The 15,940-nt window shown below is 70.0% G+C and carries 15 protein-coding genes; 11 read left to right on the top strand and 4 right to left on the bottom strand.

The features are described from left to right. The first annotated feature begins 6 nt into the window (after positions 1 to 6). Complete coding sequence (locus AC0L6Y_RS10025) at positions 7 to 768, top strand: Pr6Pr family membrane protein (protein ID WP_473558435.1); 762 nt, start codon at positions 7 to 9, stop codon at positions 766 to 768. Here AC0L6Y_RS10025 and AC0L6Y_RS10020 read toward each other — a convergent pair. Beyond that, positions 745 to 1,353, bottom strand: coding sequence for a YqaJ viral recombinase family protein (locus AC0L6Y_RS10020; RefSeq protein WP_473551716.1), 609 nt, complete (start codon positions 1,351 to 1,353; stop codon positions 745 to 747). The genes AC0L6Y_RS10025 and AC0L6Y_RS10020 overlap by 24 nt on opposite strands. Positions 1,354 to 1,458: 105 nt before the next feature. Here AC0L6Y_RS10020 and AC0L6Y_RS10015 point away from each other — a divergent pair, with 105 nt between their 5' ends. From AC0L6Y_RS10015 to rplL, 3 genes are all read left to right on the top strand, one after another. After that, positions 1,459 to 2,406 carry a hypothetical protein gene (locus AC0L6Y_RS10015; protein ID WP_473551714.1) on the top strand — a complete coding sequence of 316 codons (948 nt, stop codon included), beginning with the start codon at positions 1,459 to 1,461 and terminating at the stop codon, positions 2,404 to 2,406. A gap of 294 nt (positions 2,407 to 2,700) precedes the next feature. After that, positions 2,701 to 3,216 carry a 50S ribosomal protein L10 gene (rplJ, locus tag AC0L6Y_RS10010; RefSeq protein ID WP_473551712.1) on the top strand — a complete coding sequence of 172 codons (516 nt, stop codon included), beginning with the start codon at positions 2,701 to 2,703 and terminating at the stop codon, positions 3,214 to 3,216. A 39-nt stretch (positions 3,217 to 3,255) separates the two neighbouring features. Then, positions 3,256 to 3,645 (top strand): 50S ribosomal protein L7/L12, encoded by a 390-nt coding sequence (gene rplL, locus AC0L6Y_RS10005; RefSeq protein WP_473551707.1) that lies wholly within the window; start codon positions 3,256 to 3,258, stop codon positions 3,643 to 3,645. A gap of 75 nt (positions 3,646 to 3,720) precedes the next feature. Here the strand turns inward: rplL and AC0L6Y_RS10000 are convergent, their stop codons facing one another. Then, positions 3,721 to 4,734 (bottom strand): LacI family DNA-binding transcriptional regulator, encoded by a 1,014-nt coding sequence (locus AC0L6Y_RS10000; RefSeq protein ID WP_473551704.1) that lies wholly within the window; start codon positions 4,732 to 4,734, stop codon positions 3,721 to 3,723. A 294-nt stretch (positions 4,735 to 5,028) separates the two neighbouring features. Here AC0L6Y_RS10000 and AC0L6Y_RS09995 point away from each other — a divergent pair, with 294 nt between their 5' ends. From AC0L6Y_RS09995 to AC0L6Y_RS09965, 7 genes are all read left to right on the top strand, one after another. Further along, positions 5,029 to 6,231 (top strand): ABC transporter substrate-binding protein, encoded by a 1,203-nt coding sequence (locus AC0L6Y_RS09995; RefSeq protein WP_473551702.1) that lies wholly within the window; start codon positions 5,029 to 5,031, stop codon positions 6,229 to 6,231. Further along, complete coding sequence (locus AC0L6Y_RS09990; protein WP_473551698.1) at positions 6,203 to 6,376, top strand: hypothetical protein; 174 nt, start codon at positions 6,203 to 6,205, stop codon at positions 6,374 to 6,376. Before AC0L6Y_RS09995 ends, AC0L6Y_RS09990 begins: the two co-directional genes overlap by 29 nt. A 122-nt stretch (positions 6,377 to 6,498) precedes the next feature. Continuing rightward, a complete protein-coding gene (locus AC0L6Y_RS09985; protein WP_473558430.1) occupies positions 6,499 to 7,506 on the top strand; it encodes a carbohydrate ABC transporter permease in 1,008 nt (335 codons plus the stop codon). Continuing rightward, complete coding sequence (locus tag AC0L6Y_RS09980) at positions 7,503 to 8,429, top strand: carbohydrate ABC transporter permease (protein ID WP_473551695.1); 927 nt, start codon at positions 7,503 to 7,505, stop codon at positions 8,427 to 8,429. The genes AC0L6Y_RS09985 and AC0L6Y_RS09980 overlap by 4 nt, the downstream gene beginning before the upstream one ends. An 89-nt stretch (positions 8,430 to 8,518) precedes the next feature. Continuing rightward, on the top strand, positions 8,519 to 10,450 hold the full coding sequence (locus tag AC0L6Y_RS09975) for an ABC transporter ATP-binding protein (RefSeq protein WP_473558427.1): 1,932 nt from the start codon (positions 8,519 to 8,521) through the stop codon (positions 10,448 to 10,450). Between the two features lie 30 nt (positions 10,451 to 10,480). After that, on the top strand, positions 10,481 to 11,836 hold the full coding sequence (locus tag AC0L6Y_RS09970) for a cystathionine beta-synthase (RefSeq protein WP_473551692.1): 1,356 nt from the start codon (positions 10,481 to 10,483) through the stop codon (positions 11,834 to 11,836). A 16-nt stretch (positions 11,837 to 11,852) separates the two neighbouring features. Further along, positions 11,853 to 13,025, top strand: a complete 1,173-nt coding sequence (locus tag AC0L6Y_RS09965) for a cystathionine gamma-synthase (RefSeq protein WP_473551689.1) — start codon at positions 11,853 to 11,855, stop codon at positions 13,023 to 13,025. 138 nt (positions 13,026 to 13,163) lie between these two features. Here AC0L6Y_RS09965 and xylB read toward each other — a convergent pair whose 3' ends face one another. Both xylB and xylA read right to left on the bottom strand, forming a co-directional pair. After that, positions 13,164 to 14,588: a xylulokinase gene (gene xylB / locus AC0L6Y_RS09960; protein ID WP_473551686.1), complete on the bottom strand. Its 1,425-nt coding sequence runs from the start codon at positions 14,586 to 14,588 to the stop codon at positions 13,164 to 13,166. A gap of 94 nt (positions 14,589 to 14,682) precedes the next feature. Further along, the gene (gene xylA, locus AC0L6Y_RS09955) at positions 14,683 to 15,873 is read right to left on the bottom strand and encodes a xylose isomerase (RefSeq protein ID WP_473551683.1); all 1,191 of its coding nucleotides are present in this window, start codon (positions 15,871 to 15,873) and stop codon (positions 14,683 to 14,685) included. Positions 15,874 to 15,940: the final 67 nt, after the last annotated feature.

Below are 15,940 nucleotides of genomic sequence, written 5' to 3'. Positions count from 1 at the left end.
TCGGAAATGTTCGTCGCGGGGGCACCGCGCTACGCTCGACGCGGGCGCGGGGGTCGCGCCGGGGGAGGAACGCACCGATGCGCATCGCATTCACCGTCATCCGAGCGCTCGCCGCGGCGGCGATCGCGGCGGCGATCATCGGCCAGCTGGTCACGTTCGATCGACTTCTGGAATCAGGATCCGGCCGCCGACATCCCGTTCCTGCTGCTCGGCTTCTTCAGCTTCTTCACGATCGAGTCGAACGTGCTCAGCGTCGTCGTGCTCGGAATCGGCGCGGTGCTGCTGCTGGTGCGCCGCGGGGAGGACCCGCGCTGGTTCGCTCTGATTCGCGTCTCGGTCGTCACCTACATGGCGGTGACCGGGATCGTCTACAACCTGCTGCTGCGCGGCGTCGAACTGCCGCAGGGCAGCACGCTCGGCTGGTCGAACGAGATCCTGCACGTGGTCGGCCCGCTCTACCTCGTGCTCGACTGGCTGTTCGCGCCGGGGCGCGCGCCGCTGCCGTGGTCGACCGTGCGCACGATCATCGTGTTCCCGATCGTCTGGGCCGCCTACACCCTGCTGCGCGGGCCCTTCGCGATCGACGGTCGCACCGGGGAGCCGTGGTACCCGTACCCGTTCCTCAACCCGTCCCTGTCGGCCAACGGCTACTTCTCGGTCGCCTTCTACGTCGTCATGATCGCGGTCATCATCGCGGTGACCGGCGCGGGCGCCGTGTGGGTCTCGCGGCGGGGGATCGCGACGTCAGGCGCGGAGCGCGTCAAGTAGCTCGTCGGCGAGCTCGACGAGGGCGCGGATCTGCGTCTCGTCGCGGTCGACCCACCGGCACTGCGGCTCACGGCCGACCGGCACGAAGTCGCGGTGCTGCTCCCACACGACGAGGGTGCGCTCGGCTCCGAGCACGTACTGCTGCCACCACACCTGTCGCAGGTACGAGCGCGGAATCGTCGTCCAGGCGCTGCTGGTCGTCTTGATCTCGCACAGCTCAACGCGTCCATCGCGCTCGCGCAGGCCGTCCGGCGTCGCGAGGTGCAGCGGGTTGCCGGCCGCATGGAACAGCGAGGCGCTCGCCGTCATCTGGTAGACCCGCGCCGCCCAGGCGGCGATCTCGGGCTCGCGGCGACGCCCGTGCTCGGTGTAGGCGTTGCCGCGGAACCCCGATCCGGAGGTCTTCTCGCGGGCGAGCGCCGCGATCGCGCGACGGCTGCCGAGGCGGGCCGCATCGCTCGCGGTCACCCCGCGCGAGCGGGCGCGGAACCAGGCCACGCGGTCCCGTCCATCGGTGACGACGCGGTCGCGGTGGTGCGGCGCAGGCTCGTCCCACAGCGACAGGACGGGATGCGAAGCGGACACCACCCCATTGTGACCCCCGTCCGGCGCGCCGAGAGCGTCGCACGCCGCGCGCCGAGGGGGAGGTAACGTCAGATTCAGCCCGAAGACCCGGAACCAAGGACTGACATGCGCGCCTTCCCTCCCGCGACCGCGATGGCGGCGCGCCGCCTGACGGTCGGCGTCGCACTGCTGGCGGCGGCGCTCACGGCAGGCCCGGTGGCGGCCACCGCGGCGCCCGGCGCGGCGGGGAGTCTCGGATCGGTGCCCGACGAGGTCGAGGAGTACATCACCGAGGGCGACCTGCTGGCCGACCTGCGCGACGTGTACGGCTTGGATGCGAGCGGCGAGCGCGGCACCGACTTCACCGATGAGACGGAGACCGGCGAGATCACCCGCGTGTTCGCGTGGACCGATGATTACCTCGCCGGGGTCGACACCGAGGACGTCGTGCGACTGCTGAACCAGTGGATCGTCCCGGTCCTCGTCGACGAGGAGCCGGTGGGGCTGGCCACCGTGTGGATCCAGCCGGAGACGGTGCTCCCCGAGCTCGCGGCCTTCGTTCCCGATCCGGAGCTCGCGACCGCGCTCTCGGAGGTGCCCGCCAAGGCCTCGCTCGTGCACGACGAGGGCGCCGACGCGTGGTTCGCGCTGGAGGGCGACACCCTGACGCCGCTGGTGCCGGGGCGCTCCGGGCTGGAGAGCCCGGCACCGCTGGACGTCGTGGCGATCGTGCCGCCGGTCGAGGAGGCGGCGCCGGAGGCGACCGGCACGGGCATTCCGATCGCGGCAGGCGCCGTGGTGCTGCTGCTCGCGGCGATCGCGATCGCGCTGCTGCTGCCGAAGCGGCTGAGCCCGACGCGCCGCACCGGCCGCTCCGATGCCGAGGGATCCGACGCGCGCTCGCCGGCGCTGGCCGCAGGCGACGCGACGGTGCTCCGGCCCCAGCAGAGCCTCGCGCGAACGGGGCGGGCGATCCAACGCGCCGCGGAGCGCGACGAGGCCGCCGCCGCCCGACCGCCCGCGAAACCGCACACCCCGCGCCTCGGTCGCGAGCTGAAGCAGCGCCGCAGCTAGGCCTGCCGGGGCGGGCCTGAATCCGCCGCCGACTCCGGTTTGCGCCGCAGGGTCGCGTCCCGTAGTCTTGCGGAGGCCGAAGACCGCTGGTCTCCGTTGCGTCGTGAAAGCGATGCACCGGACGAAGTCCTCCCCGTGAGGGTCCCGCGCAGGTGTGTGAAGCAAGTCCCGATCTCTTTCGGGCCCCAGCTCCGTGCGCTCGCGCCGGAGCTTTTTTCTGCGGGTTCCCTTCTTCGTCTCGGCCGAGGCATCCACCCGGATGCCGGCAATGCATACGAGAACCACAGGAGCGCCATGGCGAACAAGGAAGCAACGGTCGCCGAGCTGACGGAGAACTTCCGCAGCTCGAACGCGGTCGTGCTCACCGAGTATCGCGGACTCACGGTCGCGCAGCTGAAGACGCTGCGGAAGTCGATCAGTGAGCACGCGACCTATGCCGTGGTGAAGAACACGCTGACCAAGATTGCGGCCAACGAGGCCGGAATCACGTCGTTCGACGATGACCTTGTCGGTCCGTCGGCGATCGCATTCGTGCACGGTGACACGGTCGCCGTCGCGAAGGCGCTGCGTGACTTCGCCAAGGCGAACCCTCTGCTCGTGGTCAAGGGGGGCTATTTCGATGGCGCCCCGCTGACCGCCGCCGAGGTGGGCAAGCTCGCCGATCTGGAGAGCCGTGAGGTGCTGCTGGCCAAGCTGGCCGGTGCCTTCAAGGCTTCGCTGTTCGGAGCCGCCTACATGTTCAACGCACCGCTCGCGCAGGCCGTTCGCACGGTCGACGCGCTGCGCGCGAAGCAGGAGACCGCGGCCTAGTCCGCGGCAGTGACCCACAGAAACAACCAAGGAGAAATCATGGCTAAGCTCAGCACCGACGAGCTGCTCGAGGCGTTCAAGGAGCTCTCGCTCATCGAGCTCAGCGAGTTCGTCAAGAAGTTCGAGGAGACCTTCGAGGTCACCGCCGCCGCTCCGGTCGCCGTTGCGGCCGCGGGTGCCCCCGCCGGTGGCGCGGGCGCCGAAGAGGTCGAAGAGAAGGACGCGTTCGACGTCGTGATCGAGGCCGCTGGCGACAAGAAGATCCAGGTCATCAAGGAGGTCCGCGCGCTCACGAGCCTCGGCCTCGGCGAGGCCAAGGCGCTCGTGGACGGCGCTCCGGCGACCGTCCTCGAGGGTGCCAACAAGGAGACGGCCGAGAAGGCCAAGGCTCAGCTCGAAGAGGCTGGCGCCACCGTCGTCCTCAAGTAATTCCCCGCGACCTCTGGTCGCACGAACGGGCGTCACCTTCGGGTGGCGCCCGTTCTCGTTGTGGCGGGGGCGCCGTCAGTCGGGCTGGGGGGCGCTCGTGCTGGACCGGACGCGCAGCGTGAGCGGCAGCTGCAGGTCGTGGCTCCTGATCTCGCCCGCGTTGATCGACGCCATGATCATGCCGACGGCGTCGCGCCCCTGCGCCCGCGGCACCTGACGCACGGTCGTCAGCCCGAACATCTCGGCGAGGTCGTGGTCGTCGATCCCGACGACGGAGAGATCGCGCGGCACCTGGATGCCGAGCTGGCGCGCCGCGAGGATCACCCCGATGGCGATCTCGTCGCTCGCCGCGACGATCGCGCTCGGACGGGTGGCCGGGTTGCCGAGCACGCGCAGGCCGGTCGCGAAGCCGCCCGCGATGGTGAACTCCGTCGCTGCCGCGAAGTCGTCGCCGGGGCGGTGCCCCGCGGTGGCCATCGCCTGTCGGAATCCGGCGAGGCGCTGGGCGTGGACGTGGAAGTCCATGCGCTCCTCCTGGTCGCCGCCGACGTGCAGGATGCGCTGGTGCCCGAGGCTGAGCAGGTGCTCGGTCGCGAGGCGGCTGGCGGCGACGTCGTCGATCCGCAGACTGCTCATCCCCGCGATTCCGCCGCCGATGCCGACGACGGGCTTGCCGAGCGCGGCGAGAGCCTGGATCTCCTCCGGGCTCAGCGCGACGCAGACGGTGATGACGGCGTCGACGCGCTTGCGCACCAGGAAGTAGTCGAACACCCGCTGCCGCAGGTCCGGATCCTCCTGCACGCGGAACAGGGTGAGGTCGTAGCCGGCGTCGATGAGCGCCTCTTCGATTCCCTCGATGACCTCGCCGAAGAACCAGCGGCTGATGAACGGCGTGACGACGCCGACGTTGCGGGTGCGGCCGGTGACGAGGCTCGCGGCGCTCGTCGAGGCGACGAAACCGAGCTCCGCGGCGGAGGCGGCGACGCGGGCGCGGGTGGCGTCGGAGACGTGGGCCGCGCCGCTGAGGGCGCGCGAGGCGGTGGCCTTGGAGACGCCGGCATGGCGTGCGACCTCGGCGAGCGAACTCACGCGGACCCCTCCTCGGATGCATTGATGAACCCCGGAACCGGTTCCAACATCCTAGGGCCATCGGCGCGAACGGCGCGACCGAGGAGGTCGCGCAACCTGACGGATCATTGAGTCACGAAATGGTGTCGGCCTGATTCGGTGCTTGCACCTGGTCGTGGGAGCGCTTAGCGTTGAGACTGGAACCGGTTCCGCAACGCGGCGAGATCTCGGCGCTCTGCGGTCTGCGCTCCGACCTGCACCACCACACGACGCCCGCCCCAGGCGGGCACACGACCCTCAACGAGGAGGACCACAGTGCGTTCACTCACCAAACGTCGCTTGCTGGCGACGGTCTCGGCAGCCGGGATCGCGGGCCTCGCCCTCGCCGGTTGCACGGCGGCCACCGACAGCGGCACGGGCGACACCGACTGCTCGGCCTACGAGCAGTACGGCACGTTCGACGGCGAGTCCGTCGAGCTCTACACGACGATTCAGGGCGTCGAGCTCGACCAGCTGGTCGAGAGCATCACCGACTTCGAGACCTGCACCGGCATCACGGTCGACACGGTCGGCACCCAGGAGGCGGAGACGCAGATCAACGTGCGCGCCGCCGCCGGTGACGCCCCCGAGCTCATGATCATTCCGCAGCCCGGCCTCCTGCAGCGCCTGGTCGGCGACGGGTACGTGCTGCCCGCCGCCTCCACCGTCGAAGACAACGTCGACGAATTCTGGTCGGAGAGCTGGAAGGGCTACGGCACCGTCGACGGCACCTTCTACGCGGCGCCGCTGATGGCGAGCGTCAAGGGCTGGGTCTGGTATTCGCCCGCCGAGTTCGAGGCCAACGGCTACGAGGTTCCCACCACCTGGGACGAGCTGATGGCTCTCACCGAGGACATGTCGGCCAACAACACCGCGACCTACAAGCCGTGGTGCGTCGGATTCGGATCCGGTGACGCGACCGGCTGGCCGGGCACCGACTGGATCGAGGACCTCGTCCTGCGGACCGCGGGCGCCGACGCCTACAACGAGTGGGTCGCGGGCGACCTGAAGTTCGACTCGCCCGAGATCCGTGAAGCCTTCGACCTCGTCGGAGCGATCATCCTCAACCCGGACTACGTCAACGGCGGTTTCGGCGGCGTGGAGTCGATCGTGTCGACCACCTTCAACGACGGTGGTCTGCCGATCCTCGACGGCAACTGCTCGCTCCACCACCAGGCCTCGTTCTACGAGGCGCAGTGGCCGGAGGGTACGACCGTTGCTCCCGACGGTGACATCTGGGCGTTCATCACCCCGAAGACCGACCCCACCGCGGGTGACTCGGTCACCGGTGGTGGCGAGTTCGTCGCCAAGTTCGTCGAGGGCGAAGCCGTCGACGCGCTGCAGACCTACCTCGCCAGCGACACCTGGGCGAACAACCGGGTGGCTCTCGGCGGCGTGATCAGCGCCAACAAGGGTCTTGACGCCTCGCTCGCGGGCTCCGCGCTCGGCCGTGCGTTCGATCGAGATCCTGCAGGGTGAAGACACCGTGTTCGCCTTCGACGCCTCGGACCTGATGCCGGCCGCGGTCGGAACCAGCTCGTTCTGGACCGGCATGGTCGACTGGGTGGTCGGAACGAAGAGCACCGACGAGGTGCTGACGTTCATCGACAGCACATTCCCGTAAGTCGAGATTGATCAGTTGAACCGTGGTCGGCCCACCGGGCTTCTTGCTCGGTGGGCCGACTGCTCGGTAGCGTTCACATACCAAAGGGAGGAACTGGCGTGTCAACGATGATGATGCCGGGGATGTTGGCCGGAGCCGTGCCGTTCGCCGCCCGGGGCGACTTCTGGGGCTCGGTCTGGGAGAAATTCGGAGTCTTCGCGATCGGCCTCACCGCGTTCGCCGCGGTCGTCGGTCTCGTGCTGTTCCTCGCCGATCGGGCGCCGAAACGGGGGCGTGACTTCCTGCAGCTGCTGGCGTTCGTCGCCCCCGCGCTGATCCTCCTGGGGGTCGGGCTCGTCTATCCGGCGGTGCGCACCACCTACCTCGCCTTCACCAACCGCACGGGCGAGTTCATCGGCATCGACAACTTCGTCTGGATGTTCACGCAGCCGGACATCGTCACCACCCTCGGCAACACGCTCCTCTGGGTCGCGCTGGTGCCGACCGTCTCGACCGCCGTCGGCCTCGCGTACGCGGTGTTCATCGACAAGTCGCGCGGCGAGAAGGTGCTCAAGTCGCTGGTGTTCATGCCGATGGCGATCTCGTTCGTCGGCGCCGGCATCATCTGGCGCTTCGTCTACGAGTACCGCGCCACCGGCTTTGAGCAGATCGGCCTGCTCAACCAGGTGCTCGTCTGGCTGGGGCTCGAGCCCCAGCAGTTCCTGATCAACTCGCCCTGGAACAACCTGTTCCTGATCGTCGTGATGGTCTGGATCCAGACCGGATTCGCGATGGTGCTGCTCTCGGCCGCGATCAAGGGCGTGCCGATCGAGCGGATCGAGGCGGCTCGTCTCGACGGTGCCAACGCCTGGCAGCAGTTCACCAACGTCACCATCCCCGAGATCCGGGGAAGCCTCGTCGTGGTCGTCACCACGATCACCATCGCCACCCTGAAGGTCTTCGACATCGTCCGCACGATGACCGGCGGAAACTTCGACACCAGCGTCATCGCCAACGAGATGTACACGCAGGCGTTCAACCGCGGCGAGTTCGGTCAGGGCTCGGCGCTCGCGCTGGTCCTGTTCATCATGGTTCTGCCGATTGTGATCTACAACGTGAGAGTCATGCGCAAGCAGAAGGAGATCCGATGAGCGGCGTGGCAGCCACCGTAGGCGTGGCAGAACCGGACCCCTCGGGCAACGGACCCAAGCTGAAGCGAGTCAAGCAGCGGCTGACCTCGCGCGGCGCGACCGCCGCCGCGGTCATCATCGCGGTGGTGTGGACGATCCCGACCTTCGGGCTGTTCGTCAACTCGTTCCGCCCGGCGGTCGACATCCGCACCAGCGGGTGGTGGACGATCTTCACCAACCCGAGCTTCAGCCTCGAGAACTACGGCGACGTGCTGTTCTCGGGCGGGGCCTCCTCGGCGAACCTCGGCTCGTACTTCATCAACTCGATCATCGTCGCGGTGCCGAGCGCCCTGTTCCCGATCGTGCTCGCCTCGATGGCCGCGTACGCCTTCGCCTGGATCAAGTTCCCCGGCAGCAACGCGGTGTTCATCCTGGTGTTCGCGCTGCAGATCGTGCCGCTGCAGATGGCGCTCATCCCGCTGCTGCAGATCTTCTCCCAGGTGCTCGGCATCAGCGGAACCTTCCCCGCGGTGTGGATCGCGCACACGATCTTCGGACTGCCGCTGTGCATCTTCCTGCTGCACAACTTCATCTCCGAGATCCCCGGTGACGTGATCGAGGCTGCGCGCGTCGACGGCGCCAACCACACGCAGATGTTCTTCCGGATCATCCTGCCGCTGTCGGTGCCGGCGCTCGCGAGCATCGCGATCTTCCAGTTCCTCTGGGTCTGGAACGACCTGCTGGTCGCGCTCGTGTTCTCCGGCGGCACGGTCGACGTGGCGCCGCTGACGCAGCGACTCGCCGAGCTGGTCGGCAACTTCGGTCGCAACACCCAGCTGCTGCCGGCGGGCGCGTTCCTCGCGCTCATCGTGCCGCTGATCGTGTTCTTCTCGCTGCAGCGCTACTTCGTGCGCGGACTTCTCGCGGGATCCACGAAGGGCTGATCACACCCCGGCCGACGCCGGGTGGCGAGCTCCACGGACTCGCCACCCGGCGCTTCGGTGCGCGAGCGGAATAGGCTCACAGGGTGAGCATGGGCGGACGAGGCGAGGGCAGCGTCGGCCGCTACGGCAAGCTGCGCGGCCGGGTGAGTGCGGCGGATGCGGAGGCGCAGCGCGCCGAGAACGCCGCGGCCCCGCGCATCCCGAACCTGCTGCCGCGCATCGGGGAGCTGTTCCGCCCGTATCGGCGACCGCTCACCGTCACCATCGCGCTCGTGCTGGTCAGCGCCGCGATCAGCGTGCTGCCGCCGCTGCTGACCCAGCAGGCCTTCGACCGCGGCCTGTTCCCGCCCGAGGGGACCCCGAACGTCCCCGTGCTCGTCGAGCTCGTGGCGCTGATGGTGCTGCTCTGGCTGGCCTCCGCCGGCATCGGCGTCGGCCAGGCGTACCTGACGGCGAAGGTCGGCAACAGCGTCATGGGCGAGCTGCGCGTGCGCCTGTTCTCGCACCTGCAGGCGATGGAGCTCGGCTTCTTCACGCGCACCAAGACCGGCGTGATCCAGTCGCGTCTGCAGAACGACGTCGGCGGCGTCGCCGGGGTGCTCAGCAACACCATTCAGAGCGTGATCGGCAACACCGTCACCGTGATCGCCGCGCTCGTGGCGATGATCGTGCTGAGCTGGCAGATGACCATCGTCGCCGTCATCCTGCTGCCGGTGCTCGTGATCGCGCAGCGCAAGGTCGGCCAGGTGCGCGCTCGCATCGCCACCAAGACGCAGGAGTCGCTGTCCGAGATGACGGCGATCACGCAGGAGACGCTGAGCGTCTCCGGGGTGCTGCTGGCCAAGAGCTTCTCGCGCCAGGAGTGGGAGGTCGACCGCTACCGCGACGAGAACCGGAACCAGATCCGGCTGCAGGTGCAGCAGGCGATGAGCGGGCAGTGGTTCTTCGCGATCGTCAACGTGTTCCTCTCGGTGATCCCGGCGATCATCTACCTGGTCGCGGCGTGGCTGATCTTCCAGGATGTAATGGTCACCGCCGGAACGGTGGTCGCGTTCACCACCGTGCAGGCGCGCCTCAGCTGGCCGCTGCTCGGGCTCATGCGGGTGGCGCTCGACCTGCAGACCTCGCAGGCGCTGTTCGCGCGGATCTTCGAGTACCTCGACCTCACCCCGACGATCACCGACCGCCCGGACGCGCACCCGGTCAACCCCGAGCAGCTGGGGGTCGTCGAGTTCGACGACGTGACCTTCCGCTATCCGGATGCCGGAGACGACACCCCGCCGACGCTCGACCGGGTGTCGTTCCGCATCGAACCCGGCCAGTACGCGGCCTTCGTCGGGCCGTCCGGCGCCGGCAAGACGACCGTGTCGTATCTGATCCCGCGCCTGCATGACGTGAGCTCGGGGCGGGTGCTGTTCGCCGGCGACGACGTGCGCGACCTGCGGCAGGTGGAGCTGCTGGACGCGATCGGCATCGTCAGCCAGGAGACGTACCTGTTCCACGCCTCCATCGCCGAGAACCTGCGCTACGCCCGGCCGGGCGCGAGCGACGCCGAGCTGGAGTCCGCGGCGCGGGCCGCCAACATCCACGACACGATCTCCCGCTTCCCCGAGGGCTACGACACGATCGTCGGCGAGCGCGGGTATCGCCTGTCCGGCGGTGAGAAGCAGCGCGTCGCCATCGCGCGCGTGCTACTGAAGGACCCGGCGGTGCTCGTGCTCGACGAGGCCACCAGCGCGCTCGACGCGGTCTCGGAGCGCGTCGTGCAGACGGCGCTCGACGATGCGGCGCGCGGCCGCACCACCATCGCGATCGCCCACCGGCTCTCGACCGTGGTGCATGCCGACGTCATCTTCGTCGTCGACGGCGGGCGCATCGTCGAACGCGGCACCCACGCCGAGCTGCTCGAGGTCGGCGGGGTGTACGCCCGCCTGTTCGAACGGCAGCGGCTCGGCGGGGCATCCGGCTCGGGCTCCGGCGCCGACTCCGCCGCGGACTCCGCCGCGGACGAACGCCGGTAACACGGGGTGCGGCGGAAGTAGGCTCGTGGCATGCATTACGCCGCAACCGTCCTGGATCTGGTCGGGAACACGCCGCTCGTCAAGCTGAACTCGGTCACCGAGGGGATCCAGGCGACCGTGCTCGCCAAGATCGAATACCTCAACCCGGGCGGCTCGTCCAAGGACCGCATCGCCACGCGGATCATCGACGCGGCCGAACGCGAGGGCAAGCTCGCCCCCGGCGGCACGATCGTCGAGCCGACGAGCGGCAACACCGGCATCGGCCTCGCCCTCGTCGCCCAACAGCGCGGCTACAAGTGCGTGTTCGTCTGCCCCGACAAGGTGAGCGAAGACAAGCGCAACGTGCTGAAGGCCTACGGCGCCGAGGTCGTGGTGTGCCCGACGAACGTCGCGCCCGAGGACCCGCGCTCGTACTACAACGTCAGCGACCGGCTCGCGCGCGAGCTCCCCGGCGCCTTCAAGCCCGACCAGTACTCGAACCCCAACGGGCCGCTCAGCCACCACGAGTCGACCGGTCCCGAGATCTGGCGCGACACGGAGGGCAAGATCACCCACTTCGTGGCGGGCGTCGGCACCGGCGGCACCATCTCGGGTGTGGCCAAGTACCTCAAGGAGCAGAACCCGGGCGTGCGCATCATCGGCGCCGACCCGGAGGGCTCGGTGTACTCCGGCGGCACCGGGCAGCCGTATCTGGTCGAAGGCGTCGGCGAGGACTTCTGGCCCACCGCCTACGACGCGAGCCTCGTCGACGAGATCATCGCCTCCAGCGACGCCGAGAGCTTCGAGTTCACCCGGCGCCTGGCGCGCGAGGAGGGGCTGCTGGTCGGCGGATCGAGCGGTCTCGCGATCGCGAGCGGACTCAAGGCGGCCCGCGACCTCGGACCGGACGACGTCATGGTGATCCTGCTTCCCGACGGCGGCCGCGGCTACCTCGGCAAGGTGTTCAGCGACACCTGGATGGACCGGCACGGCTTCGGCGTCGCAGGCGAGGGGCGCACCGTCGCCGACGTGCTCGGCACGGTCGACGCGGCGGCGCTCCCGCACGTGCGTCCCGGCGCGACGGTCGCCGAGGCGGTCGCGGCGCTGCGCGCGGCCGACACCCCGGCGCTGCCCGTCCTCAAAGCCGACACCCCGGTCGTGCTCGGCGAGGTCGCCGGCACCGTCACCGAGCGCGCCCTCGTGGATGCGCTCCTCGCCGGCGACGTGACCCCGGCCGATCCGATCGACGACCTCCTCGGCGACGTGCTCCCGCTCGTCGGCCTGGCCCAGCCGCTCGACGTCGCGCGCGACGCGCTCGCCGACACCGGCGCCGCGCTCGTGCTCGAGCAGGGCAAGCCCGTCGCCCTCCTGACTCGCGGTGCGCTCGCGCGCGCCCTCGCCTCCTGATCAAGAAGAGAACCCCATGAACTCCGAGAACGACTTCACCACTCGCGCCATCCACGCCGGTCAGGACTTCGACCCGACGACCGGCGCCGTCATCCCGCCGATCTACTTCACGACCACGTTCGTGCAGGACGGCATCGGCGGCTTCCGCGGCGGCTACGAGTACACCCGCGGCGGCAACCCGACCCGCACCGCGCTCGAGACCCTGCTCGCGTCCCTCGAGGGCGGCGACCGCGCCTACAGCTTCGCCTCCGGCCTCGCCGCCGAGGACACGCTGCTGCGGGCCGCGCTGCAGCCCGGCGACCACATCCTGATGGGCAACGACGTCTACGGCGGCACGCACCGGCTGGTGAGCCGCGTGCACGTGCCGTGGGGCGTGTCGCTGTCGACCGTCGAGATGGGCGACCTGGATGCGGTCGAGAAGGCGCTGCGCCCCGACGCCACCAAGGTCGTCTGGCTCGAGACCCCGAGCAACCCGCTGATGAAGATCACCGACATCGCCGCGGTCGCCGAGCTCGCGCACCGCGTCGGCGCGATCGTCGTCGTCGACAACACCTTCGCCTCGCCGTACCTGCAGCAGCCGCTGTCGTTCGGCGCCGACGTCGTCGTGCACTCGACCACCAAGTACCTCGGCGGTCACAGCGACGTGCTCGGCGGCGCGGTCGTGCTGAAGGACGAGACGCTCGTGCGGGGCGAGTCGCTCGCCGACCAGGTCGGATTCCTGCAGTTCGGCGTCGGCGCCGTCTCCGGCCCGATGGACGCCTGGCTCACGATGCGCGGGATCAAGACCCTCGGGGTGCGCATGGACCGGCACTCCTCGAACGCGCAGCGCATCGCGGAGGCGCTCGTCGGCCACGAGAAGCTGGAGCGCGTCTACTACCCGGGCCTGCCCGAGCACCCCGGCCACGAGCTCGCGGCGACGCAGATGCGCAGCTTCGGCGGCATGATCTCGGTCGCCGTGCGCGGCGGGGGCGAGGCCGCGCGGCGCTTCGCCGAGTCGATGGAGCTGTTCCAGCTGGCGGAGTCGCTCGGCGGCGTCGAGTCGCTCGTCTGCTACCCGAGCGAGATGACCCACGCCTCCGTGAAGGGCACCCAGCTCGAGGTGCCCGAGAACGTGGTGCGCCTCTCGGTCGGCATCGAGTCCGCCGACGACCTCCTCGCCGACGTCCTCTCCGCCCTCACCCGCCTGTAGCGTTGGCGCGGCAGGGATGCATCCCTGCCGCCAGCGCGTGAGGCGTGCGGCACGCGGTGGGGGCGCGGGTCACGCGGTTGCGGGTGTTTCGTGCGCGCCGAGCGGACGCGCGCGAGCGCGGGCGGGATCGTCGGAGCCTCAGTCAGCGGATGCGGCGCGCGCGGCGTACTGCTCGCGGATGACCGGGTGCAGATCGGGCGCGGGCGTCGCCGCAGTCGACACCGGCCACGCCGGACGCTCCCCGGACAGCGCCCACGCCGCCTGCACGGCCGCGCCGAGCGCGACGTACTCGGCCGGCTCGGGCACGACCACCGGCGCGTCGAACACCTGCGCGGCGATCGTCGCCACCGCCGTGCTCTGCGCCGCGCCGCCGATCAGCAGCACCCGTTCGGCCGTGACGCCGTGCACGCGCACGGCATCGAGCCCGTCCGCCAGGCCGCACAGCATGCCCTCGATCGCGGCCCGCGCCAGGTTCTCGCGGGTCGTGCTCGCCAGGGTCATGCCGAACAGGGTCGCCGTCGCGTCGGGCAGGTTCGGGGTGCGCTCGCCCTCGAAGTAGGGCTGCAGCACGAGCCCCGCAGCGCCCGGCTCGGCACCCAGGGCGAGTCGCCCCAACTCGTCGTGGTGCACACCGAGGAGCCGTGCCGTCGCGTCGAGGATGCGGGCCGCGTTGAGCGTGGCGACGAGCGGGAGGTAGGCGCCGGAGGCATCCGCGAATCCGGCGACCGCGCCGGTCTCGTCGCGCACCGGCTGCTCGCTCACCGCGAACACGGTGCCGCTGGTGCCGATCGAGACGACGACGTCGCCGGGGCGGGCGCCGAGGCCCAGCGCCGCTCCCGCGTTGTCGCCCGCGCCGGGGCCGACGACGACCCCCGCCGGCACCGTGCCGTGAGCCGTCGTGGTTCCGGCGGTCTCGGCCGGGCCGAGCACTCGCGGCAGGGTCGCGTCGTGCCCGAGCGCGGCGATGAGCAGTTCGCGGTCGTACTCGCCGTCGGCCGGGCTCCAATAGGTGGTGCCGCTCGCATCGGAGCGGTCGGTGGTCAGCGCGGCGAGGTCGGGACCGAGCGGACTCGAGCCTGCCGGGCCGTAGCCGAGCAGTCGCCAGGTGAGCCAGTCATGGGGGAGCGCGACGGCGGCGACGCGCGCGGCGTGCTTCGGTTCGGCGTCGCGCAGCCAGCGCAGCTTGGTGGCGGTGAAGCTGGCGACCGGCACGCTGCCCGTGCACCGCGCGAGCTCGGCGGCGCCGAACTCGGCGATCAGGGCGGATGCCGCCCCGGCGCTGCGCGTGTCGTTCCACAGCAGAGCGGGCCGGATCACCTCGCCCGCAGCGTCGAGCACGACCATGCCGTGCTGCTGACCGCCGACCGAGATCGCGGCGACGTCATCGAGGCCGCCCGCGTCGGCGATCGCGGCCTGAAGGGCGGTCCACCAGGCATCCGGATGCACCTCGGTGCCGTCGGGATGCCCGGCGCGCCCCGTCCGCACCACGGCTCCGGTTTCCAGGTCGCGAATCACGACCTTGCAGCTCTGGGTGGAGGAGTCGACCCCCGCGACGAGCCTCACAGCTCACCCCAACCGCGTGACCCGCGCCCCGACCGCGTGCCGCACGCGGCACTCGCTGGGGCCCGGGATGCATCCCTGCCGCACACCAGGAGCATTAGCGGGCGTTGAGGAGGTGCTCGGTGGCGAGCTGCTGCAGGCGCACGAAGCCGAAGCCCTTGCCGCCGAGGTAGGCGTCGGCGTCAAAGTCCTCGAAGGCGCTCGCGTCGGCCAGCAGGTCGTCGTACGTCTCACCCGCCGAGAGCGTCGGCACCGCCAGCTCGGGCACGCGCGAGGCGATGAGCGCCTCCTGCACCTCGGGGTCGGCGCGGAAGGCCGCGGCTCGCTCCTTGAGCAGCAGATAGGTGCGCATGTTCGCGGCGGCCGAGTCCCAGACGCCGGTCTCGTCCTCGGTGCGGCTCGGCTTGTAGTCGAAGTGGCGCGGGCCATCGTAGGAGGGGCCGCCGTTCGGGCCGCCGTTCTCGAGCAGGTCGACGAGCGAGAACGCGTTGTGCAGGTCGCCGTGCCCGAACACGAGGTCCTGGTCGTACTTGATGCCGCGCTGGCCGTTGAGGTCGATGTGGAACAGCTTGCCCTGGTAGAGCGCCTGCGCGATGCCGGCCGTGAAGTTGAGACCCGCCATCTGCTCGTGCCCGACCTCGGGGTTCAGGCCGAACAGCTCGGGGCGCTCGAGCGTCTCGATGAACGCCATCGCGTGCCCGACGGTGGGCAGCAGGATGTCTCCGCGCGGCTCGTTCGGCTTCGGCTCGATCGCGAAGCGGATGTCGTAGCCCTTGTCGGTGACGTAGTCGCCGAACACGTTGAGCGCCTCGCGATACCGCTCGAGCGCACTGCGCACATCCTTCGCCGCGTCGTACTCGGCGCCTTCGCGGCCGCCCCACATGACGAAGGTGGTGGCGCCGAGCTCGACGCCGAGCTCGAGCTGGCGCATCGCCTTGCGCATCGCGAAGCGACGCACCTCGCGGTCGTTGGAGGTGAAGCCGCCGTCCTTGAAGACGGGCGCGCTGAACAGGTTGGTGGTGACCATCGGCACCTTGAGGCCGGTGGCAGCGAGGGCGCCCTTGAGGCGCTCGATCTCCTTCTCGCGCTCGGCGGGCGTCGACCCGAACGCGAACAGGTCGTCGTCGTGGAAGGTGAGGCCAAAGGCGCCGAGCTCGGCGAGCTTCTCGACGGCGTGGACGACGTCGAGGGGCTTGCGGGTGGGGCCGCCGAACGGGTCGGTGCCGTTGTACCCGATGGTCCAGAGTCCGAAGGTGAACTTGTCGGCGGGGGTGGGCGTGAGGGCCATGATGCTCCTGGTTCGACGGTGAACGCAAAATGTTGCGTGCTCCAACTTATAGCATGAGGAGCGCGGA

It is taken from the genome of Pseudolysinimonas sp. 10J20-29 (assembly GCF_055809595.1).
This window is presented reverse-complemented; position numbering and strand designations above follow the sequence as displayed.